The following is a 23,045-nucleotide window of genomic DNA, read 5'->3' on the forward strand; positions in this document are numbered from 1 at the left end:
TCCTGATCAATCTGGCGAGCCATCAACTCTTCCCTGCGGCGCGAGACACGGATTTGGAAAAGCGTTATCATCGCAGAAAGAGATTGGACGCGCTACCGCAGATTACCTAAAGTGCGCGCTGGCCGTGTACATATGCTACACCAGGCTGATATATCTAAATCATGCCCAGGGGACGCTTCCCCGGCACCGTGCCTATTTTCTTTTTAGGCATACGAAATCCGTACCCAGTTTCGCTGCTAGACAAGCAGCAAAACGTAGGGCCCGCGTGTCGCGGGTCGGACGCCTGGTACCCGCTTCGCGACCCGCGTTCGCGCGGGGCCCTACTAAACCCAACACCATATAAGAGCACCGTCATGTCCCATCACCACGAAAAACCTGAAAAACACGAACTGGGCGCCTCCGCGCACGGTTCGCAGGTTGCCGTGATCGATGGCAACCGACTCATTTGCCCCTGCTGCGGAGAAGTCCTGGCCATCCTGGCTGATGAGCCTCCTGAGGAGCCAGTCGATAACGAGTCTGTCAATAACGAACCGGCCCAAGAAGAGCCAGCCGACGAGCCACCATGGCAACCGACCGAGTCGAAACACTTCGTCCTACCGCAACCGGACTTATCATCCCCCTGGGATGAAATCGCTCGTCGGCAAGACGCCCTTAAAGAAGCCGCCTGGGAGGCCTACAACCAGTCCGAAAAGGCCAAGCAGGAAGCACTTTACGCCCAATATCTAGAGTCCGATGACCCCGGCTTCCTAGCCGATTATCTGACGGTGCCGATCGATCCTGAGATCGACGCCTACGAGATCCCCGCCGAAGATCCGCCCCCGCTGCCCAGTCGAAAAAAGACAAAGCCAGCGCGGACGGTGACCCGGCCACCACGCGAGCAAAACACAGAGACCTGGCGCCAACGGAAACTCCGTTGGCGAACGCATCTGTTCGAAGAACCTCGCACGCGCGATCGAGAACGTTTCTTGGCGTGGACCTTCTACCACACCAAGATGCTCGACCTGCAACTGCAGGAAGAGATTCGTTTGAAGCAGGCCAAGATCGAAGGCCTGCGATTCGAGCATGGCGTTTCAGAAGAAACACCCTCGTACGAAGCGCACTTGCCTGACGATAACCTGCCAAGGGCACGACCTCACGTTGCAGTCCAAGAGTTCGACCTTCTGTACTGGATCGAACAGGTAAGCCGGTCAGAAGAAAAACACGCCCACAAAGACGTGAGCATGGCACCCGCCGATGTCAAACCGAACCAGTATCTAGCCAACGAACGCGGCCCTCCCTGACTTAACCTCCGGTAGGGTGCGAGCAGAGACGCGAAGCGGAACGTATCGCACCAAATGCGGTCTCCATCAAATGGCAACGCGACAACGTTGTGCATGGTGCGATTCGCTGCGCTGCTCAGCACCCTACATCAAAACAGGGTTCTCATCTCTTGTCCCCTCTCCCTCGAAGGGAGAGGGGTTCCTGAACAAAATTTAACAAAGACCACAAGAACACGTTCCGAATCGTTCGGGAACGTCGTTCGCGCATGCGCTGCCAACAAGCCGGATGCCCCCTCACCCTAACCCTCTCTGTGCGGGTAAGGGGGCGAAGGGACCGGAGATGTGTAGGCATCACGGCAATGTTGATCATGATGCGACTGGCTGCGCTGCTCAGCGTCCTACGTCGATGGGACGCTCGTGTATGCGCCCGTTTGCTCCGCTTTATTTGGGCGCTGTTTCTAGGTAAGGAGACAATCAACCACATGCGACCTCATCACCCTCTTATCCGTGTCCATCCGCGAAATCTGTCGTTTAAACCACTTCCCTCAGTGATCTCGGTGAACTCTGTGGCTAACTCTTTGAATTTCTGCGACGCAGGGTCGCTTCTGAATCACCGTCGGACATACCCTGCCGAATCGTCCCGTTCTTCGTTAAAATCAACCGGTTCAGACGCCAACTCGCATCCAGACAGGGAAACTTCACATGTCGCACGAACAATACGAAAACCCGTTGATCTCTCGGTATGCCTCGCGGGACATGAGTTTTTTGTGGAGTCCGCAGAAGAAGCATTCCACTTGGCGGCGTCTCTGGTTGGCCTTGGCCGAGTCAGAGCAAGAGCTGGGGCTTTCGATTTCTGACGAGCAGCTCGAAGCGATGCGGGCCAACCTGGACAACATCGATTTCGACCTGGCTGCCAAGCATGAAAAGCGTCGCCGGCACGATGTGATGGCCCACGTCGAGACGTTCGCCGAAGCGGCACCGGTCGCCAAGCCGATCATTCACTTGGGTGCAACCAGCTGCTTCGTGACCGATAATACCGACCTCATTCTTCTGCGGGAATCTCTCGAACTCGTCCGCGATCGACTGGTTCGCTGCATTTACCTCTTGGCCGACTTCGCCAAACAATATCGCGACCTCCCCTGCCTCGGTTTCACGCATTTGCAATCGGCCCAACCGACCACCATCGGCAAGCGGGCCACGCTGTGGTGCTACGATCTGGTGCTCGATTTGGAAGAGGTCGAACACCGTTTGGACTTGCTTCGTTTCCGCAGCACCAAGGGAACCACCGGAACCCAGGCCAGCTTCCTGGAACTACTGCACGGCGATCACGACCAAGTGAAGAAGCTCGAAAAGCGGGTCGCCGAAAAGATGGGCTTCGATCAGCTGTACGCCGTCACCGGGCAGACTTACTCGCGTAAGGTCGATACCCAGGTGCTGGACTGCCTGAGCGGCATCGCCCAGTCGGCCCATAAGATAGCGACCGACGTGCGAATTCTGTCCCATCGCCGCGAAATAGAAGAACCGATTGAAGAAAACCAAATCGGTTCGTCCGCGATGCCATACAAGCGCAACCCGATGCGAAGCGAACGTATTTGCGGGCTGGCTCGCTATGTGATCAGCAACCAGGCCAACGGTGCCAACACCCTGGCAACCCAGTGGATGGAACGCACCCTAGACGATAGTGCCAACCGCCGACTGAGCCTGCCCCTGTCGTTTTTAGGGATCGATGCGATTTTGATCATTCTGGCCAACGTGTGCGACGGGCTGGTGGTCTATCCTGCGTTGATCAAACGTCACCTGGCCGAAGAATTGCCATTTATGGCAACCGAGAACTTGATGATGGCCGCCGTCAAAGCTGGCGGCGATCGGCAGGATCTGCACGAAAAAATTCGCGTCTACTCGCGCGAAGCAGGAGCACGCATCAAGCAGGAAGGGCTCGATAACGATCTGCTGGCCCGAATTAAAGCGGACCCAGCGTTCCCCGAGTTCGACGCGGAAGCCATTTTGCAACCGTTACAATACGTCGGCCGGGCCCCAGAACAGGTCGACGACTTCCTCGCCGATATCATTCAACCCATCCGCGATCGCTACGCGAATGTTTCGCTTGAGAACGAAGAGTTGAAAGTTTAAATGTACGGCCCCACGAATCTTATCCCCTCTCCACCGTCCTCGGGAGAGAGGGTTAGGGCGAGGGGGCCTGGCTGCTGCATGAGAGGCATCCGACCCGCAGCACGCGGGCTCTACCTCAGATTAAGTCGACCCGGCGTTTTTTGCGGCGCGACTTTTTCTGGCACTCTTCGCAGACGCCGTTGACGATGAAACGATGGCCAGTGGCGCGGAATTGATGCTTGCGGGCCACTTCGTCGCGAAGCTCTTTGAGTTCCGCACTTTGAAATTCGATCAATTGCTGACACTGAGTGCAGTAAAGGTGATCGTGATCGGGGTAGCCATAGTCGTGTTCGTACACGGCTCGGCCGCCGATTTCCATCTTCCTGAGCAGGCCTGATTCGACCAATTCATTCAGCGTTCGATAAACGGTCGGGCGGCTGACACGATCGGAACCTTTGCTGTGGTGCGAAAGTTCGTCGATCAATTGATCGGCATCGAAATGCTCGTGGTGGCTAAAAACGTGCTCGATGAGGATACGGCGCGGCTGCGTGATTCGCTTTCCCTTACTTTTAAGGTACTCCTCGAACCGCTCCATCGGGGTTAGAGCAACGTCGACGGCTTCCAAAGCAAACGGATCAGACATGGGAATCTCAATAAGGACAACAAGGGCTTCTGCTTTGTTGAGACTGAGTTGCTTTATCTATCTAATTGCTGTTTAAGAAGATACGAAGATGCAACGCTCATCAGTCTCAATACGGAATTCTAGGCCAAAGTTGCCCAGCTACAAGCCCAGGTTTGGCCTGAATTTGACAACCGCACGCAAGCGAGCCGTACAATGAAAAAACGGGCAGCACCCATTGAGAATGCTGCCCGTGTTTACGGGTTTTCTAAGTTGTTTGTTTTTGGCAACTTAGCCGATTTCATCGAGCAGGCGTTCCATAGCCAGATCGAGCTTTTCGTCGGTTAGGTAGCTTCCGTCGGCGATTTGGGCCTTAATCTGGGCGACTCGATCCGCACGAATGTCCGGGATGTCCTTCACCTGGCTGGCAAAGTCGGCTTCGTGAGAAATATCGAGTTCGTCGACGGTGTCGAATTGGCTACGGCTGTCTACGGTCGGGGCCTGCGGTGCGTGATGCGGACCTCGGATGGACTGTGCCGGGTGAACTGCGGTTGGGCCATTAATATGCATGGTAAATCCTAACTCCCTTTGACGTCTTTATGCTTGAGTTTTGGGTTGATTGGGTCCACTCAAACGTAACGTCCTTAAAATCATGACCGGAACGGAGGTCTGGGCTTTCCCTAAGTTGGTTTGCCCGGCTTCTTCAGGCAACCCGTGGGAGGCAGTTTCCCAACCTCGCAAATATAGTTCATTGGCGTCTTCCATGGTGCCGTATTCCGTGTCAGTTATAGCCATCCGTGTGAAGCAAGTGACTCACGGCGAAGAGTTCGTCAGGAAGTACCCTTCTTATCGACTTGCTAGCACTCGAGATTCAACCATCCTTGACTCGGTCTCGTTATGCAGTCCCTGGCAACGTCGCCGACCAGGCTGTCTCTTTCGGACCGGCAAATTAAACCGATTAAACGGCTTATTCAGGGCCCCAGAGAACCGTCGGCGGCGAGTACCTGCCTTGCGTATCGCACAATCGTTACGACTGCACTATGCAAATGGTTTGCCAAAAATTACGGCGATTGTTGCTCTAGCGACATTTTTCCCATGCCGCCCGGCAAACGAGCCCGAGAGTACGGCAATTGTCAGATTGGCTCAATCGCAATTGCGACCGACGCAGCCTGAATCTTGAGAAATTCCGGCCCCATCCGAGGATTTCCTCGAATTATTTCGACATAGGAGGAAACCAACACGTCAATTCGTACGTTAACCTAACTATAGGGAAGCGGTTCTTTCCTTGGTAATTCTCATTATTTGCCTTCAGATCAGCACACACGAAGCGAATAATAAACAGGAGAGGCCCCAGATCGGCGTGGAAGACAAGCAAAGATCGGAGCCCATGGCCCACAAGGGGTGCAACCAAGCCCCTCCGAAGGCCTTGATTGCAATTTTACCCCCCTTTAAATTCACCTAACGCCTTGGGATACCACGTTAGTCCTATTGCAAGGGTGAGCCTTTTTTACTAAATCTAAGAAAGACGTGAACCAGAGGAGTCTATTTCACGTCTAAAACTTAGAGTAGAGCACGCGTCAGTGCAGCGCAGGATTCGCTGCTGTCAGCTACAGGGACTGTAGCGAACTTTCCCTTGGGAGTTCGCTCATGAACGACTCGCTTTTCGATACCATGCAAATCAAGCTGGAAGACGCCCGAGACCGGGAAGAAGCCCGGATCATGGTAGGCCTAGCGCCTTACATGGAGCTATCCGATTGGATGGACCAACAGTTGATCAAACTGCGCCTCGAATTCCACGATTTTGAAACCACCAAGTCCCAGCGTCAGAGCGATTGGGCCAAAGTGGCTCCTCAATCGTAACTTGTTCGCTGGTGCCGGTATCCATTCATTCTTTATCTCTTTCGGCGTCCACAAAGCTTTCAGAATGACCTAAACTAAGAGTGTCCTAATTTTTTGGGACACTCTTTTCGTTTCTTGACCGAGAGGCAGCCATGTCGCAAGACCCATCGAATCTAGACACCATCAAGCAACAGATTCGCCAAGGTAACAAGCTCGAAGCAATTAAAACGCTGCGAGAAGAATCCGGCATAGGCCTGAAAGAAGCCAAAGATCAAGTCGACGCGATCCAGGCCAAGATGATCGCCGACGGTGAAACCCTACCCAAAGCTGGCGGCTGTGCCGGCGTGCTGATCCTGATCGCCGCAGGCCTGGGTAGCTTGGGTGCTTGGATGCTAACTTAAAGCAGCCAGCGAAACGGTTGACAGCCAGTCGACGACAGGACAGGATGAGCTTCCCGCCTCAATCCCACCTCTCTTGAAAGTCGCAGCTTTGTCCCTGCTTCGTTGCCTATTGCCGTTGATCGTTGTTTTTCTTGCTTGCCCTGCGTTACCTGCTAGCGAACTGCCAGCTGTCTCGAGCAAGGCTCCTGTTCCCGTCCATCATTTTCCCGATACGTTGCATGCCGTGGTTTGGCGCAATTGGGGCTTGGTGCCGGTTGAAATTCTCTCCGATGTCCTAGAGGCCACGCCCGAGCAAATCACCGCACTCGCCGCTTCGATGGGCCTGCCAGACAACGTAGACGTTCCGCGGCAGATGGCTACCCGCGGGTACATCACACTGGTCCGCCGCAACTGGCACCTATTGCCGTACGAGCAACTGCTGAAGCTGTTGCAAATCGACGAAAAAGAGTTTGCTCATCGTCTGCGGGAAGACGACTTTCTGTTGATCAAGCTGGGCAACCTGAAGCCAAATTGCCCAAAGGTTGTTTACCACTCCCCTGCCCCGGCAGCCCAAGCACGGGCAGCCGAAATCAAATCACTGGTCGAAACCAAATTCGGTAAGCAACTCTCTCTTCCGCCTGAACCTCGATTTGCTTTCATCCAGGAACTAAGCCAGGTCGATCCCACGTTGACGGCGCCGGCGATTGTTCAGAACGACGACGAGCATCCTAGATTCATTTACTCTTACTTCGCGATGTTCGGCGACCCCTTGAGCGACCCTTCGCTCGATCCATTCCCTGCAGGTTTACTCGCCCGACTGCAACAGCGCGGGGTGAATGGTGTGTGGCTGCACGTTGTCCTGCGTGACCTGTCGCCCCCCTCGAAGCAATTTCCAGAATTCGGCGAAGGACACCAAGAGCGACTCAAGAACCTGGCGCAATTGGTTCAACGCGCCAAGAAGTACAACATCGATGTCTACCTCTATATGAATGAACCTCGGGCCATGCCAGAGAGTTTCTTCGAGCATCGGCCGAACCTGAAAGGCGTGCCTGATCCTAGCTCACCGGTGCCTTACTTTGCGATGTGTACCAGCTCGCCGGAAGTGCGAGCATGGGTTAGCGATAGTCTGGCGTATGTCTTCGATCGCGTTCCTGGCCTGGGCGGGGTCTTTACGATTACCGCTTCCGAGAACCTCACCAACTGCTCGTCGAAGTTCACCCACGACAAGTGCCCTCGCTGCCAAAACCGGGATGCGTCGGATATTCTCGTCGAGATCAACACAGCAATCGCCCAAGGCGTCCATCGATCCGCACCCGAGGCGAAGGTGATCGCCTGGGATTGGGGTTGGGCTCGGCATGGAGATGCCAGCGATACGGTCGCGAAGTTGCCGGAAGACATCTGGCTGATGTCGGTCAGCGAATGGAAACTTCCCATTGAACGAGGTGGCGTGAAGGCTACGATCGGCGAGTACTCGATCTCGGCTGTCGGCCCCGGCCCACGTGCCCTCAAGCATTGGCAGGTCGCCCAGAGCAAAGGCCTGCCAACGCTGGCCAAGGTTCAGTTCAATGTCACATGGGAAATGGCCGCCGTACCGTACGTTCCCGTGATGAACCTGATCGCTCAGCACAATGCGAATTTGGCATCGGCCAAGCTGGACGGGCAAATGCTTAGTTGGTCGCTGGGTGGTTATCCATCGCCCAACCTGGAGTTGGCTAAATACTTCGCAGAGGACTCTGAACTGACCGTCGACCAGGCCCTCGACAAGCTGGCCCAGTCGACTTACGGCGAGGCCTCGGCGGCGAATGCCAAAGCAGCCTGGAAGCACTTCAGCGAAGGCTATGCCGAATATCCTTATGCGGGAATGTACACCGGTCCACAACATATCGGCCCGGCAAACCTTCTGTATGCCGAGCCAACCGGCTATTCCCCAGGCATGGTGTGCTTTCCCTATGACAATCTAAAACGCTGGAGTGCCCCTTTCCCGCCGGAGGTTTACGCCAGTCAATTTCAAAAAATCGCAGACGGGTTCGCCGAAGGTTTAACCTATCTGGAAGCCGCCGCGAAATCGGTTCCGGCCGATAAAAAGCAGTTCGCCGAGGACGATCTTTCGGTCGCCAAAGCATCGCATCTACACTTTCAAACAGTCCCGCAGCAAGTGCGTTTCATTCTGGCTCGTGACCGTCTTGCGGCAGCGCAGGGCCTCGAAGAGAAAGCGGCTGCCCGGCAAGAGATTCAAGAAACGCTGGCACAGGAAATGAAGACCGCCATGGGTCTCTATCCTGTTGTCGCGAATGACTCTCGGATTGGCTACGAGGCTTCCAATCACTACTTCTATGTACCGCACGACTTGATCGAGAAAGTTATCAACTGCGACTATCTACAGCGGCACTTTGCGAAGTAGGTCCGCAGCCAACTTCTCTCTTAGCGCCACTCCGGATCGCGTTTCTCGACAAACGCTGCGAGGCCTTCCTTGGCGGCGTCGGTTGTGCGGCTGGTGGCGCTGGCAGCGGCACCTAGCGAGATCAACATTTCCAGTTGTTCGCCGACCGTTTCGTTCAGATGCTTCTTGGTAAGCTGAATGGCCTGAGGTGCCGCCTCGGCGATGTGCTTGGTCAGTTCGGCCGCATACGCCCAAAGGTTGTTCGTGGGGACGATCTCGTCGTAGGCTCCGATCTGGACGGCTCTTTCGGCGCTGATCGTTTCACCGGTGAGCAGCAGCCGAGCCGCGTGTCGTCCGCCGGTGCGGAAGTGAAGCAGCGGCGTACAAAGCCCACTCACTATTCCGCGTTTGGGTTCCGGAAAGCCGAGCGCCGCGTCGGGTCCGGCGATGGCGATATCGGACGCCAAGACCAAGCCCGCCCCGAACCCCATCGCCGGTCCATTGACGGCCGAGATGATTGGCTTGGGGAACAGCAGCATCAGGTGAATCAGTTCGGCAAGGCTGCTGGTGTCTTGATGCCAGCGATCGAAGTTGTCGTCTTCCTGGGCAATCTCGTTCATCTCTTCCAGGCACAAGCCTGAGCAAAACGCCGAACCACCGCCGGTCAGCACGACTGCCCGAACTTTCCGCTCGCCATGCAAGTCGCGAAAGGCCTGGATCAAATCGAAGACCATCGCTCGCGTCAACGCGTTGCGTTTCTCATCTCGGTGAATCGAGATCGTGCCTAGGTTTTGATGAACTTTGACCTGAATGAGGGGCTGAGACATCTTGATCACGAGACCGCACGGGAAAAGGGATTTGAGTGATAGACGAGTCCTTTTATCGTAACAGTTCTGCCCGATTCCGGGGACACGAGGCCACCGCCTTGACCGCGTTTCCTTCCCAAGGGCGATGGCTAGGGTGAGGGTTGAGCAGTGGGTACCAACTTCCCCTCAACTCTAAACGCGTTCCTTCGATGGCGCTGGGTCTAGCGAGTAAGGGCAATCGTGGCGGGTACGCTGGTCTCCCCCTCATCCTGACCCTCTTCCCGTGGGGGAGCGGGGGACAAAAAAAGGAAGGGTTGGGCGTGTTGATTTATTGCCACAGTTCGCTGGAAAACCGTGCTCGAAATAAGCATTTAAGCCTTCCGATGGAACGTTTTCCCGGTTTTCCCCGTCTAAGCATATTGCCAGAGTCTTGGTTGGAGGCAGCGAATCCAGGTGAGTTGATGGGTTTTAACCACAGATTTTAAGCCCCATTTGTTGCATCTCGACAACATGGGCATGTTCACCTTCGCTAACCAAGATCATTGCAAACAGCTACCACAACTACACTTAGGGCAATACCTTGACGCGGGATTCTGCTTTCGGCATAGGTGCTGCGATTAACGGTGGGGTCGCCCGATCGTGCTTGTCACGGTCGTTTAAGTACCCACCGATGGAGAACGCACCCATGACTCGCTCGCACGAAGCTTTCCATGAAGACGAAGATTTCGATTCGGTCTCGATCAACAACATCACAGTGATCAACGACAGCTCGGACGAAGAAGAAACCGTCGAGGAAGTGAGCCAGGTCGATGACCCGGTCCGGATGTATCTGATGCAGATGGGCGAGATCCCCATGCTGACCCGTCCCGAAGAAATCGACGCCGCCACGCAGATCGACAAATGGCGTGGACGTTTCCGTCATGCGGTCATTGCCAACGACCTGATCCTGCGTCATTCGTTTGACCTTCTTTCTAAAGTTCGCGATGGTCAACTTCGCTTGGATCGCACCGTGGAAGTCTCGGTGACCAACGCCAAGGAAAAGAAGCTGATCATGAAGCGGATCGTGCCGAACCTGATCACCCTGGAAGGCATGCTCGAAGCCAACAACGCCGATTACCGTGTGGCGATCTCGAAGAAGGCCAATCCGGCCGATCGTCAGGCAGCCTGGAAACGCTTGACCCGTCGCCGTGCGAAAGCGGTTCAACTGATCGAAGAATTGAATCTGCGAACCAACAAAGTCACACCGCAGCTGCCTAAGCTTCGCGAGATCTCGCAGCGGATGGACACGCTGGTCGAAAACATGGAACTGGCCCGCGAGTATGGCGGCCACCTCAACGGTCAATCGCTAGAAGAGATGCAACGCGAACTGCACGGCCTGATGCGAGTCACATTAGAAAGCCCTGCCACGCTGCGTCGTCGAGTGCAACAGATCGCCGAGTTCCAGGAAGAATACGATGCGGCCAAGCGTCGTCTTTCAGCCGGCAACCTGCGTTTGGTCGTGTCGATCGCCAAGAAGTATCGTAACCGTGGCCTCAGCTTTTTAGACCTCATCCAAGAAGGCAACACCGGCCTGATGCGTGCGGTCGACAAGTTCGAGCACGAACGTGGTTACAAGTTCAGCACCTACGCGACCTGGTGGATTCGTCAGGCCATTACCCGAGCGATCGCCGATCAAAGCCGCACGATTCGCGTTCCGGTTCACATGATCGACACCATGGGCAAGGTTCGTACCGTGACCCGCGAGTTAGTTCAGGAACTGGGCCGCGAGCCTTCGCCGGAGGAAGTCGCTCAGCGGATGGGCATCTCGAACGAAGATGCCAAGGTCATCTGCAAGATGAACCGTAACCCGCTCTCGCTCGACCAACCGGTCGGCGATCACGACGACAGTTTCTTTGGCGAGTTCCTGGAAGATCATCGGGATGTCGATCCGCTGTACGAAACCCATCAGCAGGCCCTCAAAGAACGATTGGGCGAGGTGATGCAACACTTGAACCACCGCGAACGCGAGATCATTCGCCTGCGTTACGGCCTGACCGATGGCTACTCGTATACGCTGGAAGAAGTGGGCAAGATCTTCAGCGTGACTCGCGAACGTGTTCGCCAAATCGAATCGAAGGCCGTCCGCAAGCTGCAACAGCCGTACCGCTCGCGTGGGCTGGCCAGCTTCCTGGAAGGGGCCGAAGACCTACTTGCCGACACGGCGGAAACCGCCTAGGCATCAACCGCTCTCCGAATTGGGTGTGTGAAAGGACGGACGGCTCGGCGACACTAAGCCACCGTCCTTTCGCCTTTTCTTGGCCTGCGTTTTCTGGAGCATGAAGAGAGAAGATTAGCCACAGAGGGCACAAGAGTTGAGGGAGAGGGGACAAGATTGCCTCAGTCTGCCAACTCTAGCTTCAGGTTGGGATTCTCTTGGGCGGCGTCCATCAGCACGCCCAGCAGCCGCATCGCGCTGAGGTACAGATAAGGATTTCCGCATTCCCAGTTTCTGGGCCATACCAGGCACACCGGCTGAGAGATGTCGCTGGTCGCGCAGTCGTACAACGCATCGAGGTTGCAGCCGAAGTAACTGGGGAACGCAAGATGCTGGCCCAGAAAAGCATAGATTTCTTCGACCGATTGTAGACTCTTGGGCACCACCACCCGCCGTTGCTCTGGTTCACTCATGGTTTGGTTTGAACCTCTTCGAAGGTGCGGTAATGGTCGCGGGTCACGAAGATCAATCCATCGCTTGAGTAAACCAACCGCTCGGCGCCGCGATGTCCTCCGTGGTAATTCAAGTCGGCTTCAAAGTAATTGCGGCCAGACGCACTGGGCAGTTCCCGTTCTCGGTTCATGAAACGGTCGCCGCCGATACTTTTGCCAGGGGCCACGTCGCGAAGATTTCCGTCGGATGCCTCCCAGCCCAGATCGCGGGCCTTGTTCTTCGTGATGAACGAATCAGGAAGCGTGCCGTGCTCGACCAGATGCTCGACAATCGCGACCTCTTCTGGTCCCTCAAGCACCCCTTGGTTCCACTGGGCAATGTCCGAGCCCTTTTCAGATGCCGTCGCCGGGGGCGCTGCACTCGGAGTGATGTCGACCACTTCCCCTTGCGGATCGGCGGTGGTAGTCGCATCGACTTGCGGAGTCTTCTCGCCTCCAAAGCGTTCCATCAGCGCATTGACGCCGAAAACCAGCAAGGCGATCCCGAAAACGATCAGCCGAAGTTTCATGCGGGACATCCCAGACTCCTTCATGGGTTGGGGAAGATTTTAAATAATGGGGAAAGCAGGCCTCATCAAACCATCCCAGGCCGCACTGCTCAAGTCCTGCAACGGTCAATCGTCGCCGCCGGCCGGATCGACCGGGTCGACTTTTCCTTCCAGCACGTCGTCGGACTCGCGCTGCTTGCGTGACTCACGAATCGATTTCCCCTTCCCTTCCATAAACGGCAGGCTGATCCCCAACTGTGCCAGCGAAGCGAAAAAGATGCCTGAGAAAAAGACTTCGTCCAGGTTGCCAATGCCAGGAATGTTGTCCGGGATTTCGATGAACCCGCCAGAGAGATTGGCCAGGTAGGTCATAGAGATAAGCAGACCAAAGACGGCCAGGCAGCCACGTTTCTTACTCGATGATTTTTCGTCGGCCATGAGGGAGGTTTTCACACGATGAGGAAGTCCATTAGTCCGTAACTCTTATTGTAGGCACTCTCGATCTTTAAAAGCGATCAATTTACCGATTGCTCGGCGACCGGAAGCCATCTCCTGGGACCTCCAGAAGAAGCTAGGCTCGATCCAAAACCATCTGCACAATACGAAATCGAAACGCCTGAAAAGCGTTTTGCATGTCACCCTCAGACGAGGTGGTCCAAGCCGTTGACGGGTGATCCTCGCTTGAATTTTTGATTTTCTGACGACGCGACCGGTACTTCTTTTCTTAACACGGGTTTAACAATAGATAGCCCCGAAGCCATTGCCAGCGAAACTGCGGGTGGCCGTATTTCAAGTCGCCAAGCTATGCACTGCACCGTGACCATCATTCATTCGACCTGAGAGAGATTCATTCGGTTAACCGAAACCGAATGAGCATGAGAGATCAACACGCTTATGGAATTTCTGGAAGTCCCTCTCTTTGATACGGACGTTTACAAGTTACTGGTCCGCTTTGGCGTTAATTTGTTTTTTCTGTCCTTGATCGTCGTGTTTGGGATTTATCCCAGCCAACGTCAGCGCGAGTTTGCTTTTACGGCGGTGATGCTGAACATCGTGGTCTTCTTTATCTGCTTCACGATGAAGAAACTCGAACTCGATTTAGGATTGGCGTTAGGTCTGTTTGCCGTGTTCGGCGTGCTTCGCTATCGCACCGATTCGATTCGTCCCAAGGAAATGACCTATCTGTTTATCGTTATCGGAATCGCCGTCATCAATTCGTTGGCCAACAAAAAGACGAGCTACACCGAAGTGCTTCTAGTCAATTCGGTCATCTTCGCCAGCACGATGCTGAAAGAACGGGTGCTCGGATCGACTTCTAAAAACGGCAAGTCCAACGGCGACAACGCCAAAGAAGATCCCGGCACAAGCGAGAATGGGAATGGCAAGTCCTCGAAGAAGGAAAAACGTTCAAAGTACACGATTGAATACGACCGTTTGGAATGGCTCGGCGAGGCACACCGCGAAACCTTGCTGGCCGATCTTCGCACGCGAACCGGCTTAGATGTCGAGCAGTTCGAGATCAAAACGATCGACCTTCCCAACAACAAAGCCACGCTGACCATCTGGGTTCCAGCGGTAGATTCACCTCCTGAAAACGAAACGTAACCCCAACTGCGGTCCTCGTTTCCCTTGAGTTACTACGATACGAAAGCTTCCGATATGATCCACTTATCCCGCTGCTGCGGACTTATTCTGACGATCGCACTCTCTGCGGCGGTGGCCAGTGCCCAACCGCCCGAAGGCTTTCGCGGCCCTCCAGGAGGCCCCGGCGGCTTTGGTCCGGGTGGCCCACGTGGCCCCGGCGGACCTGGTGGTCCTGGCGGAAATCAAGAAGACCGCAAGCTGGTCAAAGAATTCGACCACGACGAAAACGGTTGGCTCGATCAAAAGGAACGCGCCCAAGCACGTGTGGCTGCGAAATCAGATACCGGCCAGCGCCGTGGCTTCGGGCCTCCGGGGGGTCGCCGAGGTCGTGGTGAACGTCCGGCACCCAAGCCAGGTCCTCAGGTGACGGCGGATCAAGTCCCACAGTTTGACGACGCCGACATGTACGCCCCCAATGTGCTGAGGACCTTCTTTCTCGAGTTCGAGAACGACGACTGGGAAAAAGAGCTAGAAGACTTTCACGGCACCGATGTTGAAGTCCCGGCAACGCTAACCGTCGACGGGCAGACCTTTCCCAACGTGGGCATTCGCTTCCGCGGGGCTTCTTCGTATGGCATGGTCTCGGCCGGCCATAAGCGGTCGTTCAACGTTTCCCTTGATCTGGCCGACGACGATCAGAACCTGCACGGCTATCAGACCTTTAATCTTTTGAACTGTGCCGGCGATGCTTCGCTCATGAGCACGGTGCTTTATTCGCATATCGCCAGCGACTACCTCCCGGTCCCTAAGGCCAACCATGTCCGCGTGGTGATCAATGGCGAGAGCTGGGGCGTCTATGCCAACGTGCAGCAGTACGACAAGACGTTCATCGCCGAGCACTTCAAACCCACCAAAGGTACCCGCTGGAAGGTAAGTGGCAGTCCCCACGCCGACGGCGGCCTGCGGTACCTGGGCGAAGACCTCGAAGAGTACAAACGCCGCTACGATATGAAGTCGAACGACGGCGCCAAGGCCTGGGCTGCGTTGATCAAGCTTTGCCGGACGCTTAACGAAACCCCGCTCGACCAACTGGAAAGCGAACTCGAGCCGATGCTCGACATCGACGAGACCCTACGTTTTCTGGCCTTGGACGTGGCGTTGGTCAACAGCGATGGCTATTGGACACGTGCCAGCGATTACTACTTGTTTCTCGACAGCGAAAAGCAGTTCCACGTGATCCCGCACGATATGAACGAAGGCTTCGAAGGAGGACGTGGCGGCAGCCGTGGTCCTGGCGGTCCCGGTGGTCCACCACCTGGCATGGGTCCACGTGGCCCTGGCGATCAGGGACCTCCGCGCGAGGACGATCGCAATCGACGACCGATGCGTGGTGGCCCCCCTGAAGATCGCGCGGATTTTGGGCGTGGACGCCCCGACGATTTCGGACCTGGTGGCTTCCCACCTCCCGGCTTTGGCCCTGGTGGCGGACCTCCTAACGAACAAGGACCGCCACGCGGTCGGCGTGGTCCCGGCGGACCTGGGGGCCCCGGGCATGGCGGCCCCGACCTCGATCCGCTGGTCAATGTCGACAACCCACGCATGCCGCTGCGTAGCCGATTGTTGGCCGTGCCTGGCCTTCGCGAAAAGTACTTGAACTATGTTCGCGAGATCGCCGAAAAATCGATGGCCCCAGATGCGATCGAACCGGTCATCCAGCAGCACGCCCAGTTGATTGCCGAGGTCGTCGCCACCGATACCCGTAAGCTGGAATCAACCGAGGCGTTTCAATCGGCCACGTCGCTCGACCCGAACGAGCCAAGCCCTTCGTTGAAGAAGTTCTTTGATGAACGTCGCAAGTTCCTCTTGAACTATCAGGCCCCGCCGATGAAGTAACAGGGGACGTCGTTTCCGCAGTGGTTACCCAGGGCTCAACGGTCGGTGGTAACCACGGCGGCTAACGCTAAGAAATTTCGATCCCGTTTTCTTTCAACCAGGCGACCGCTTCTTCGCGGTTGTCGACTAGCTTCGTCACCAAAGCCGGATCGCTGGTGCTGGTATCTTGAGCCCAGACTTCCCACACGATACTGTTGGAACGTCCCTGCGTCGGGGCAATCACGGCAATCACTTGCCGACCGTGGGTCTGAGAGTACTCGCGATCTTTCTCTCCCAGATAACGCATCGTCTTGTGCGAGGCTCGAAAGTCGCGGACTTCGGTCAAGTCGACCAGTTGAAATTGAAGCCCGTCGGGGTAGACGTGACCGTACAACTGTTCATCCGATTCCAGCAGATGTTCATCGGTCACCACCTCAGCAAATGTGAGAAAGACGCCGTTGTTCTGAAACTCCAAAGCAAATGGCATGCAGGCTGGCTTTCTGGGCCGACAGGGCATTTTTAGGCGGCCTGTCAGGCTACTTCTCGTTGATTAAACCTCGTCTGCCATTAAACAGGATGACCCACAACAACTCAATGCAAGGCTTGAAACTCGTCCCCAAGAATTGGCCCTGTCAGCCCACGAGGCAGCTTTTACTAGACGCGTGCTTACCCTACCGGTATATTCCGAATCTCGGCCGCAGCCAGCCTGGCGGGCAACCGGTTTTCTGTGGCCTGAAACTCACGCACCAAGGGGGGAGATGAACGATGAGCGGAATGATTGCCAAGTCGCAAGTCCCGGTGGCCCGTCGTAGCCAATTGCCGGCCGACGTGCAGATGGGGATTGTGCAACTGAAAAACCTGGTCAGCAGTGGGCGGGGAAAGACGTTCGGCAACATCAAGGACAACAAACGTCTGACCGGACAGCCGTTACCCAAACTCGACCAAGGCTGCGTCTACATCGAAGGGGATGTCGGCCAAGGCCGAGTAGACCGAGGCAAACGCCGCCTGGTCTTCGAGATCGTCGAATCAACCCGACAGGTGCGTGAAATTTACTTCTCGGACGAGCACTACCTGAAAGGAAGCTTCGTACGGGTTTCTGGATGAGGGCGGGTGAAGGCTTGCCTACCAAGCAGACCGACGGGGTGGCACACAAAAAGCGCACCCCGTCCTTCAAGTTTCTTCCGGTGTGCCCGTGTCACGCGACCGACTGCGATTAACCAGTCTGGCCTGCGGCAACTCTATCTAAGGCCTGAACACGTGCCATAAGAAGGAAGTCTTTTCCGCCACCTCTTGGGGATTTTCATAATATAGTTGTTTTAGTATCGGAGTTACGGAACCTCCACCCCAGCCAGGAACGACTATGCCGATCGAAGCCACGGTAACGTTGAACGCGCGCATCCAGCCCCTTGATCGCGATCGTTACGAAGACCCTCTGCTCGATGCCCTTGCTGGGCGCGAGCTTTACGACATTGTCGGCGGAGGCTCGCAGCTTCTGCCGGGCGGAAACGAGATCGAGTTCTGCTGCATCGATCTCGACATTCACGAAGCTGAACCGGCCATCCCTCTGATCGTTGACACCCTGACCCAAGCAGGAGCCCCCCAAGGCTCGCACCTGAGGTACACCGATCGCTCGGAAAATGCGCATACCATTGCGTTTGGCAAAACGGTCGGCCTGGCCATCTATCTCAACGGCACCGATCTTCCGGACGAGGTATACGCCGAGTGCGATGTCAATCACATCGTCGCCACCATCGACGAGCTGCTAGAAGGTTTCGGTTCGTATCAAAGCTACTGGGAAGGCCCCACCGAAACGGCCCTCTACCTCTACGGCTCGTCCCACACCGAAATGCGCCAAGCACTAAGCGGATTTCTCGCCGACTACCCGCTATGCCAAAAAGCCCGGCTGGTTGATCTACCGACGGCTATTGAAGTTGTAAGTTAACGCCAGCTATAAAAAGAAAACAGCTGCGATCCATCGAAGCAATCGCCTGAGCCCGGCTGGAAACGCAGCTACAGAGTCAAGCCTCTTAAGGTGTGCCCCTGAGCGTCTCGCCAGTGCGAAGCGGGGAATTGCTAGAGTTTTTCTTGTCGACAGTGCTGCTCAGCCATTTGTTTGTAGGTATTGTACAGTCAATGGTCAATGCTTAATCTCCATGGTGTAATAAATGGAGAACTTACAATGACCGATTTCTCACGATACTCACTAAAACTTGAAAACCTGAAATGCTTCGGGGTTGGATCTGAAGGCTTTGAATCAATAAAGCCTATAAACATTATCATTGGCAGAAATAACGCAGGCAAGTCTACCCTACTTGATATCATTCCTTCTCTTACAAATGATAGATATGAGTGCCCCTCAATCTTAAGAAGGAACAACAACAAAGACCCATGCGTTTATTTAGGTGTTCGCCTTACACCAGATCTACTGGCCAGACAATTCAAAGAAACTGAGCGGGGTGGAGCATATGTGAACTTTCGTAATTTGCAACACTTTTCCCAAAGGCTTCATGACCTAAATGCAATTCTAAAATTCTCCCCGCGAGGTCTAACTTGCCAGACCGTGGAGAAAACCGAAGAGTGGAGTCGTAATCTCCTTGGAAATGGAATAGCAGATTGCCTGAACCGTGTTGGTCTTTGTATAACGAATCCATTTTTAGGCCTTCGCTTCCACCGACTTCATCCTGACCGCAGTCTTAAACCAGAGGAAGATCGTCCGTTAGACGTCATAGGTGACGGCACCGGTGCAACGACTGCGATTCAGAGATACCTGACAAAAGATCATCTACCACCAGAATTGATTCAGAAAACACTCCTAAATCAATTAAATGAAATAGTACAGCCTGACGCAGAGTTTTCCGAAATTGTCGTCCGACAAGATGAGGACTCTAAAAAATGGGAAGTCTTCCTCAACGAAGTATCTAAGGGGCGAATCCGACTTTCCCAATCTGGACATGGACTTCAGAGCATCATTCTTGTCTTAGTCCATACGATAGTGCTTACACATGGTGACGGTGATGGTGATCTGTCAGGACACCTCTTCGGATTCGAGGAACTTGAAAACAACCTTCATCCCGCGTTGTTGCGACGGTTGCTGAAATATCTCAGTCGGATAGCGAGAAACCACGGCGGAACATTTTTTTTAACAACTCATTCCCATGTTGCAATTGACATGTTCCGAAGAGACTCAGAGGCTCAAATACTTCATGTCACGCACGATGGCGACAATGCCAAAGCAAGAACTCTCACAACCTATATTCATCACAATGGCGTTCTAGATGACTTAGACATCCGAGCGAGTGACATCCTTCAGGCTAATTGTGTTATTTGGGTTGAAGGTCCTTCCGATCGCATTTATGTCAATCGATGGATTGAAATCGCATCGAACGGTGAACTTGAGGAAGGAATTCACTATCAATGCGTATTCTACGGCGGACGCCTACTGGCACATCTCAATGGAAGTGATCCAGATGAATTGGACGATGAAGGAGTCAAGATTTTACGGCTAAACCGTAAAGCGTGTATCATCATCGATAGTGACAAACGCGCTCAGCAAACTCCAATTAATCTAACTAAGCGACGGATTGAGCAAGAGGTGAACGAAATGGGAGGCGAAGTGTGGATAACAAAAGGAAAAGAGGTAGAAAACTATGTGCCCGCTTTGATTTTTCAAAACGCCCTCGAATTGACAGTCGAACCCCAAGTCGGTCTGTACGATGATGCTTTCACTAAAATTGAGTGTGTTGCTGAAGGAGTTGGTGAAAGGTACCGCAAGAAGAAACCATTGCTTGCAGAGAAGGTGACAACTCTAATCAATGAACACAATTGGGTTATCCACGATCTCGACCAGCAAGTTATGAAGATTTGTGACAGAATCCGTGTGTGGAATAACGTCCGGGAAAACTGACCAATAGTGTTTTCTATCAAATCCAAATCGGTCGTAATGCACTACAAATCAACATTTCTCAGAAGTATACAGCTGCGGCCCTCGGCAGTGTGAAAAATGAGTACACTCGGGACTAAGGGCTACCGGCACCCACACAAGTTGACGTTCTTAACCTCCGGTATGCCGACTAATACGATAGGCCCACGTAAAAACGTCTCACCAGCCAGTTCGCCGCTTCACACTGCCGAGGGCGGCAGTGCCACACATTGATGGATTAAAAAGGTTGGAGAGGTCGCGAGTGATTCAGCCGTTGAGAATCTCAGGGAATCGAGCTATCTAAACTCGATAACAGCTAAAAAAAGAAAAAGTACCAGAGGGGGGAATCGAACCCCCACTCCCATAAGGGAACTGGATTTTGAATCCAGCGCGTCTGCCAATTCCGCCACTCTGGCACAATCGGGATGCCTTGGCAAAAGAGCTGATCCGGGGAGCAGCACGACATCCGGCGGCATATTAAGGTTTGCCGCAGCTGTGGAAAGGTCGAATTTTAGCCGGAAAGGGCCACCGCGGCAATGACGGGGTGGGCGATTCCTGAGCAGATCTCGGCCTGGATACCCCTCTGGGACACGCATTTTCGGCCTAAGTTCCCTCGCTTGAGGCAAATTGCCTGAAAATGGCCGCTGGATAGGCTTTGCGTTGACTTGGTTTGGGGATTCATCTATACGTTCCCTTCCCTTTTTGGCCGGCCTGAGACGGGGCTCTATTTCGGCCAACTCAGGGGTTCAGGCCAGACAGGAACTGGGCGGAAACAATGCGACCGACGTGGGTTTTGCTACTGCTGACGCTGGTGCTTAGCGGAAGATCGCTGGGCCAGTCGCCGTACGCGCCTAGCCAGTACGAGCCCAGTCAGTATCAACCCCGTCAATACGAACCCAGCCAAACCGCGCCGAGCCCGTATACGCCCTCTGTATATGAGCCGAGCCGGTACACGTCCCCCTTGCCTGCCCCGCCGGCCGATCCGGCCTATGGCGAGCCGCAGCTGGGCCAGGTCGATTGGACGGTACCGCCCCCTTGGGCTGACTCTCCGGCGGAAGAAGTGATTAACGATGTGACGCTGACCGAAGTGCCGCCGGTCGCGGACAAACGTCCGAAACGGGCGGCCGGCAGTGGAGGTCCGTTCGGTGGATCAGGCGGGCCTGGCTATGGCGTCGAGTGGTTCCCGGTGCAGCCGGTCAAAGGGCAAGACGTCGACTTTCAACTGGTCAGCCAAAAGGCCTCGGCAGGCCTGCCTGTTTATCGCGGCGACCTGGGCATGGCCGTGCTGACGGTGGGTGTCGAGAACATGCACACGTTCACCGATGCCGTGCTGCCTGATACAGGCCGGGCTTTTCCGGAAGACCTGTGGAACATCAAGTTTGGGCTGACTTACATTCGTCAATTCGAGAGCGGCTCGACGTTGGGCATTATCACCAGCGTGGGCTCGGCGAGCGATCAACCTTTTCATAGCGTCGACGAAATCAACTTGAACCTGATCTCGTTTCTGCGAAGGCCGGCCCGCAATGAACGCGATGCGTGGATGTTCGGCGTGATGTATTCGCCTTCGGGCTCGCTGAACTTTCCGGTCCCGATTATCGCTTATGAATGGAATAAGTCAGAGACGTTCCAGATGAACCTGGGCATCCCGCTTTCGATGACGTGGCGACCGCGGGAGAACTGGACGTTGAAGGCCGCTTACGTTCCGCTGACCAACGGAAGCGTGATGCTGACGTACGATCTCTCCGACGATTGGCACGCATACGGCGGCTATCGCTCGCTGGCCGATTCGTACTTTTTAAGTGATCGGGTGAATAAGGAAGACCGTTTCTTTGCGATCCAGCAGCGGCTGGTGACAGGCATTCGCTGGGACGTCGGCGATCACGGAGCCCTCGACCTGAGCGCAGGCTATGCGTTCGATCGACGCTACGGCGAAGGGGAAAACCAAGGTTCGACCCTTCACGATGAGATTGAGGTCGAACCGGGGGCGTTTCTCGGGCTCGATTTCCGCCTAGTGTTTTAAACGGTTGGGGATCTGCCTGAGAGGAATGGACAGGTGGCCGCATTCTCCCGACTGGAATCAGGATGGATGCCTGATCGCTGCGGTTACGCTGTGGCATTAGCCGCTGCCGACCCAAAGATGAATCTCTGAGCTACCCCGGGGCGTTGCTTGCGGTTAGTGCGTTACTAAGCGGGCGAGCCGGTTTTCTTCTTGGCCATGTGCTCTCGCATGGAGGTTAGAATTTGGCCTGTTGCGTCGGCTTGATTCAGCACATAGAAGTGAAAGCCAGGGACGTTGTTGTCGACCAGGTCGTTCACTTGCTGCGATGCGTAGGCCGTGCCGACACGTTTATGCCAGTCGGGATCGTCTGGTTTCTGGTTCAGCTTTTCGTACAGCTTCTTGGGAATGCCGGCGCCGCACATTTTGGCGATCTTCGAGATCTGGGCGAGGCTGTTGATCGGGAAGATGCCTGGCACGATAGGAATCTTGATGCCGGCCTTCTCGCAGCGTTCGCGCCAACTGTAGAAGTCGCTGTTGCGAAAGAACATTTGCGAGACGATGACCTGGGCTCCGGCGTCGACCTTTCGCTTGAGGTTCTCCATGTCGACATCGGGACTGGGCGCTTCCTGGTGCGTTTCCGGATAGCCGGCAACCAGAACGCCGAGGTCGTTGAACTCGTCGTTGATCAGTTCGACCAGTTCGTTGGCGTATCGAAGCCCCTTGGGATTGGGCTTGAATTTGGTTTCCCCTTGCGGCGGGTCCCCTCGCAGGGCCACGATGTAATCGACGCCGCGTCGTTCGGCTTCGGCCAGGAAGCTACGCAGGTCGGCCACGCTCGAGCCCACCACCGTCAGGTGAGCCGCGACCGGCACCTGGAACAAGGTTTTGACCTTCTCGACGATCTCGAGGGTTTTCCCGCGCGTCGAGCCACCGGCTCCGTAGGTACAAGTAATGTACGACGGCTTGTGCTTCATCAGCCGCTCGACTTGCAGCATGAGCGACCGGACTCCCTTGTCGGTCTTGGGAGGATACAACTCGAACGAGATCGGCAGTTCGCCGGGCTTGTAAAATTCGGAAAGCATGGG

The 23,045-nt window shown here is 55.0% G+C and carries 20 protein-coding genes and 1 tRNA gene; 12 read left to right on the plus strand and 9 right to left on the minus strand.

Translation table 11 applies throughout. The features are described 5' to 3' along the window. Positions 1 to 353: 353 nt before the first annotated feature. The gene (locus HOV93_RS19655) at positions 354 to 1,280 is read left to right on the plus strand and encodes a hypothetical protein (protein ID WP_207398249.1); all 927 of its coding nucleotides are present in this window, start codon (positions 354 to 356) and stop codon (positions 1,278 to 1,280) included. A gap of 681 nt (positions 1,281 to 1,961) precedes the next feature. Then, a complete protein-coding gene (gene purB, locus HOV93_RS19660) occupies positions 1,962 to 3,389 on the plus strand; it encodes an adenylosuccinate lyase (protein ID WP_207398250.1) in 1,428 nt (475 codons plus the stop codon). A 115-nt stretch (positions 3,390 to 3,504) separates the two neighbouring features. Here purB and HOV93_RS19665 read toward each other — a convergent pair whose 3' ends face one another. Then, on the minus strand, positions 3,505 to 4,011 hold the full coding sequence (locus tag HOV93_RS19665; protein ID WP_235990698.1) for a Fur family transcriptional regulator: 507 nt from the start codon (positions 4,009 to 4,011) through the stop codon (positions 3,505 to 3,507). Positions 4,012 to 4,278: 267 nt separating this feature from the next. Beyond that, positions 4,279 to 4,557, minus strand: a complete 279-nt coding sequence (locus HOV93_RS19670) for a flagellar biosynthesis anti-sigma factor FlgM (RefSeq protein WP_207398251.1) — start codon at positions 4,555 to 4,557, stop codon at positions 4,279 to 4,281. Between the two features lie 1,077 nt (positions 4,558 to 5,634). Between HOV93_RS19670 and HOV93_RS19675 the strand changes: the two genes are divergently transcribed. The 3 genes from HOV93_RS19675 to HOV93_RS19685 all read left to right on the plus strand — a co-directional run bounded on the left by HOV93_RS19675 (position 5,635) and on the right by HOV93_RS19685 (position 8,607). Next, the gene (locus tag HOV93_RS19675; RefSeq protein ID WP_207398252.1) at positions 5,635 to 5,847 is read left to right on the plus strand and encodes a hypothetical protein; all 213 of its coding nucleotides are present in this window, start codon (positions 5,635 to 5,637) and stop codon (positions 5,845 to 5,847) included. 131 nt (positions 5,848 to 5,978) lie between these two features. Then, positions 5,979 to 6,227, plus strand: a complete 249-nt coding sequence (locus HOV93_RS19680; RefSeq protein WP_207398253.1) for a ribosomal protein L7/L12 — start codon at positions 5,979 to 5,981, stop codon at positions 6,225 to 6,227. Positions 6,228 to 6,315: 88 nt separating this feature from the next. Beyond that, the gene (locus HOV93_RS19685; protein ID WP_207398254.1) at positions 6,316 to 8,607 is read left to right on the plus strand and encodes a hypothetical protein; all 2,292 of its coding nucleotides are present in this window, start codon (positions 6,316 to 6,318) and stop codon (positions 8,605 to 8,607) included. A 20-nt stretch (positions 8,608 to 8,627) separates the two neighbouring features. Here the strand turns inward: HOV93_RS19685 and HOV93_RS19690 are convergent, their stop codons facing one another. Further along, a complete protein-coding gene (locus tag HOV93_RS19690) occupies positions 8,628 to 9,413 on the minus strand; it encodes an enoyl-CoA hydratase/isomerase family protein (protein WP_235990700.1) in 786 nt (261 codons plus the stop codon). Between the two features lie 664 nt (positions 9,414 to 10,077). Here HOV93_RS19690 and HOV93_RS19695 point away from each other — a divergent pair. Then, positions 10,078 to 11,607: a sigma-70 family RNA polymerase sigma factor gene (locus tag HOV93_RS19695; RefSeq protein WP_235990702.1), complete on the plus strand. Its 1,530-nt coding sequence runs from the start codon at positions 10,078 to 10,080 to the stop codon at positions 11,605 to 11,607. Between the two features lie 161 nt (positions 11,608 to 11,768). Here HOV93_RS19695 and HOV93_RS19700 read toward each other — a convergent pair whose 3' ends face one another. The 3 genes from HOV93_RS19700 to HOV93_RS19710 form a co-directional block, all read right to left on the minus strand. Further along, positions 11,769 to 12,059, minus strand: coding sequence for a barstar family protein (locus tag HOV93_RS19700; RefSeq protein WP_207398257.1), 291 nt, complete (start codon positions 12,057 to 12,059; stop codon positions 11,769 to 11,771). Then, positions 12,056 to 12,616 carry a ribonuclease domain-containing protein gene (locus HOV93_RS19705; protein WP_207398258.1) on the minus strand — a complete coding sequence of 187 codons (561 nt, stop codon included), beginning with the start codon at positions 12,614 to 12,616 and terminating at the stop codon, positions 12,056 to 12,058. The genes HOV93_RS19700 and HOV93_RS19705 overlap by 4 nt, the downstream gene beginning before the upstream one ends. A 96-nt stretch (positions 12,617 to 12,712) precedes the next feature. Beyond that, positions 12,713 to 13,039: a hypothetical protein gene (locus HOV93_RS19710; RefSeq protein WP_207398259.1), complete on the minus strand. Its 327-nt coding sequence runs from the start codon at positions 13,037 to 13,039 to the stop codon at positions 12,713 to 12,715. Positions 13,040 to 13,480: 441 nt separating this feature from the next. Between HOV93_RS19710 and HOV93_RS19715 the strand changes: the two genes are divergently transcribed. Together HOV93_RS19715 and HOV93_RS19720 are read left to right on the plus strand one after the other, a co-directional pair. Then, positions 13,481 to 14,191, plus strand: coding sequence for a DUF4956 domain-containing protein (locus tag HOV93_RS19715; RefSeq protein ID WP_207398260.1), 711 nt, complete (start codon positions 13,481 to 13,483; stop codon positions 14,189 to 14,191). Between the two features lie 54 nt (positions 14,192 to 14,245). Continuing rightward, positions 14,246 to 16,063, plus strand: coding sequence for a CotH kinase family protein (locus tag HOV93_RS19720; RefSeq protein WP_207398261.1), 1,818 nt, complete (start codon positions 14,246 to 14,248; stop codon positions 16,061 to 16,063). 67 nt (positions 16,064 to 16,130) lie between these two features. Here the strand turns inward: HOV93_RS19720 and HOV93_RS19725 are convergent, their stop codons facing one another. Continuing rightward, positions 16,131 to 16,529, minus strand: a complete 399-nt coding sequence (locus HOV93_RS19725; RefSeq protein ID WP_207398262.1) for a hypothetical protein — start codon at positions 16,527 to 16,529, stop codon at positions 16,131 to 16,133. Positions 16,530 to 16,807: 278 nt separating this feature from the next. On the opposite strand from HOV93_RS19725, the gene HOV93_RS19730 reads away from it, so the two are divergent. From HOV93_RS19730 to HOV93_RS19740, 3 genes are all read left to right on the plus strand, one after another. Further along, positions 16,808 to 17,146, plus strand: coding sequence for a hypothetical protein (locus HOV93_RS19730; protein ID WP_207398263.1), 339 nt, complete (start codon positions 16,808 to 16,810; stop codon positions 17,144 to 17,146). Positions 17,147 to 17,402: 256 nt separating this feature from the next. Then, on the plus strand, positions 17,403 to 17,984 hold the full coding sequence (locus HOV93_RS19735) for a hypothetical protein (RefSeq protein ID WP_207398264.1): 582 nt from the start codon (positions 17,403 to 17,405) through the stop codon (positions 17,982 to 17,984). A gap of 237 nt (positions 17,985 to 18,221) precedes the next feature. Further along, positions 18,222 to 19,946, plus strand: coding sequence for an AAA family ATPase (locus HOV93_RS19740; protein ID WP_207398265.1), 1,725 nt, complete (start codon positions 18,222 to 18,224; stop codon positions 19,944 to 19,946). A gap of 347 nt (positions 19,947 to 20,293) precedes the next feature. On the opposite strand, the gene HOV93_RS19745 is transcribed toward HOV93_RS19740, so the two are convergent. Next, a tRNA-Leu gene (locus tag HOV93_RS19745) sits at positions 20,294 to 20,377 on the minus strand. Between the two features lie 359 nt (positions 20,378 to 20,736). On the opposite strand from HOV93_RS19745, the gene HOV93_RS19750 reads away from it, so the two are divergent. Continuing rightward, positions 20,737 to 21,981 carry a DUF6268 family outer membrane beta-barrel protein gene (locus tag HOV93_RS19750; protein WP_207398266.1) on the plus strand — a complete coding sequence of 415 codons (1,245 nt, stop codon included), beginning with the start codon at positions 20,737 to 20,739 and terminating at the stop codon, positions 21,979 to 21,981. 164 nt (positions 21,982 to 22,145) lie between these two features. Here the strand turns inward: HOV93_RS19750 and metF are convergent, their stop codons facing one another. Next, positions 22,146 to 23,042: a methylenetetrahydrofolate reductase [NAD(P)H] gene (metF, locus tag HOV93_RS19755; protein ID WP_207398267.1), complete on the minus strand. Its 897-nt coding sequence runs from the start codon at positions 23,040 to 23,042 to the stop codon at positions 22,146 to 22,148. Positions 23,043 to 23,045: the final 3 nt, after the last annotated feature.

This window comes from Bremerella alba, assembly GCF_013618625.1.
GTDB lineage: Bacteria > Planctomycetota > Planctomycetia > Pirellulales > Pirellulaceae > Bremerella > Bremerella alba.

What these genes read in the sequence shown, in the direction of transcription:
- HOV93_RS19655 (WP_207398249.1), top strand. Translation starts at nt 354, where the DNA reads ATGTCCCATCACCACGAAAAACCTGAAAAACACGAACTGGGCGCCTCC.
- purB (WP_207398250.1), top strand. Translation starts at nt 1,962, where the DNA reads ATGTCGCACGAACAATACGAAAACCCGTTGATCTCTCGGTATGCCTCG.
- HOV93_RS19665 (WP_235990698.1), bottom strand. Translation starts at nt 4,011, where the DNA reads ATGTCTGATCCGTTTGCTTTGGAAGCCGTCGACGTTGCTCTAACCCCG.
- HOV93_RS19670 (WP_207398251.1), bottom strand. Translation starts at nt 4,557, where the DNA reads ATGCATATTAATGGCCCAACCGCAGTTCACCCGGCACAGTCCATCCGA.
- HOV93_RS19675 (WP_207398252.1), top strand. Translation starts at nt 5,635, where the DNA reads ATGAACGACTCGCTTTTCGATACCATGCAAATCAAGCTGGAAGACGCC.
- HOV93_RS19680 (WP_207398253.1), top strand. Translation starts at nt 5,979, where the DNA reads ATGTCGCAAGACCCATCGAATCTAGACACCATCAAGCAACAGATTCGC.
- HOV93_RS19690 (WP_235990700.1), bottom strand. Translation starts at nt 9,413, where the DNA reads ATGTCTCAGCCCCTCATTCAGGTCAAAGTTCATCAAAACCTAGGCACG.
- HOV93_RS19695 (WP_235990702.1), top strand. Translation starts at nt 10,078, where the DNA reads ATGACTCGCTCGCACGAAGCTTTCCATGAAGACGAAGATTTCGATTCG.
- HOV93_RS19700 (WP_207398257.1), bottom strand. Translation starts at nt 12,059, where the DNA reads ATGAGTGAACCAGAGCAACGGCGGGTGGTGGTGCCCAAGAGTCTACAA.
- HOV93_RS19705 (WP_207398258.1), bottom strand. Translation starts at nt 12,616, where the DNA reads ATGTCCCGCATGAAACTTCGGCTGATCGTTTTCGGGATCGCCTTGCTG.
- HOV93_RS19715 (WP_207398260.1), top strand. Translation starts at nt 13,481, where the DNA reads ATGGAATTTCTGGAAGTCCCTCTCTTTGATACGGACGTTTACAAGTTA.
- HOV93_RS19720 (WP_207398261.1), top strand. Translation starts at nt 14,246, where the DNA reads ATGATCCACTTATCCCGCTGCTGCGGACTTATTCTGACGATCGCACTC.
- HOV93_RS19725 (WP_207398262.1), bottom strand. Translation starts at nt 16,529, where the DNA reads ATGCCATTTGCTTTGGAGTTTCAGAACAACGGCGTCTTTCTCACATTT.
- HOV93_RS19730 (WP_207398263.1), top strand. Translation starts at nt 16,808, where the DNA reads ATGAGCGGAATGATTGCCAAGTCGCAAGTCCCGGTGGCCCGTCGTAGC.
- HOV93_RS19735 (WP_207398264.1), top strand. Translation starts at nt 17,403, where the DNA reads ATGCCGATCGAAGCCACGGTAACGTTGAACGCGCGCATCCAGCCCCTT.
- HOV93_RS19740 (WP_207398265.1), top strand. Translation starts at nt 18,222, where the DNA reads ATGACCGATTTCTCACGATACTCACTAAAACTTGAAAACCTGAAATGC.
- HOV93_RS19750 (WP_207398266.1), top strand. Translation starts at nt 20,737, where the DNA reads ATGCGACCGACGTGGGTTTTGCTACTGCTGACGCTGGTGCTTAGCGGA.
- metF (WP_207398267.1), bottom strand. Translation starts at nt 23,042, where the DNA reads ATGCTTTCCGAATTTTACAAGCCCGGCGAACTGCCGATCTCGTTCGAG.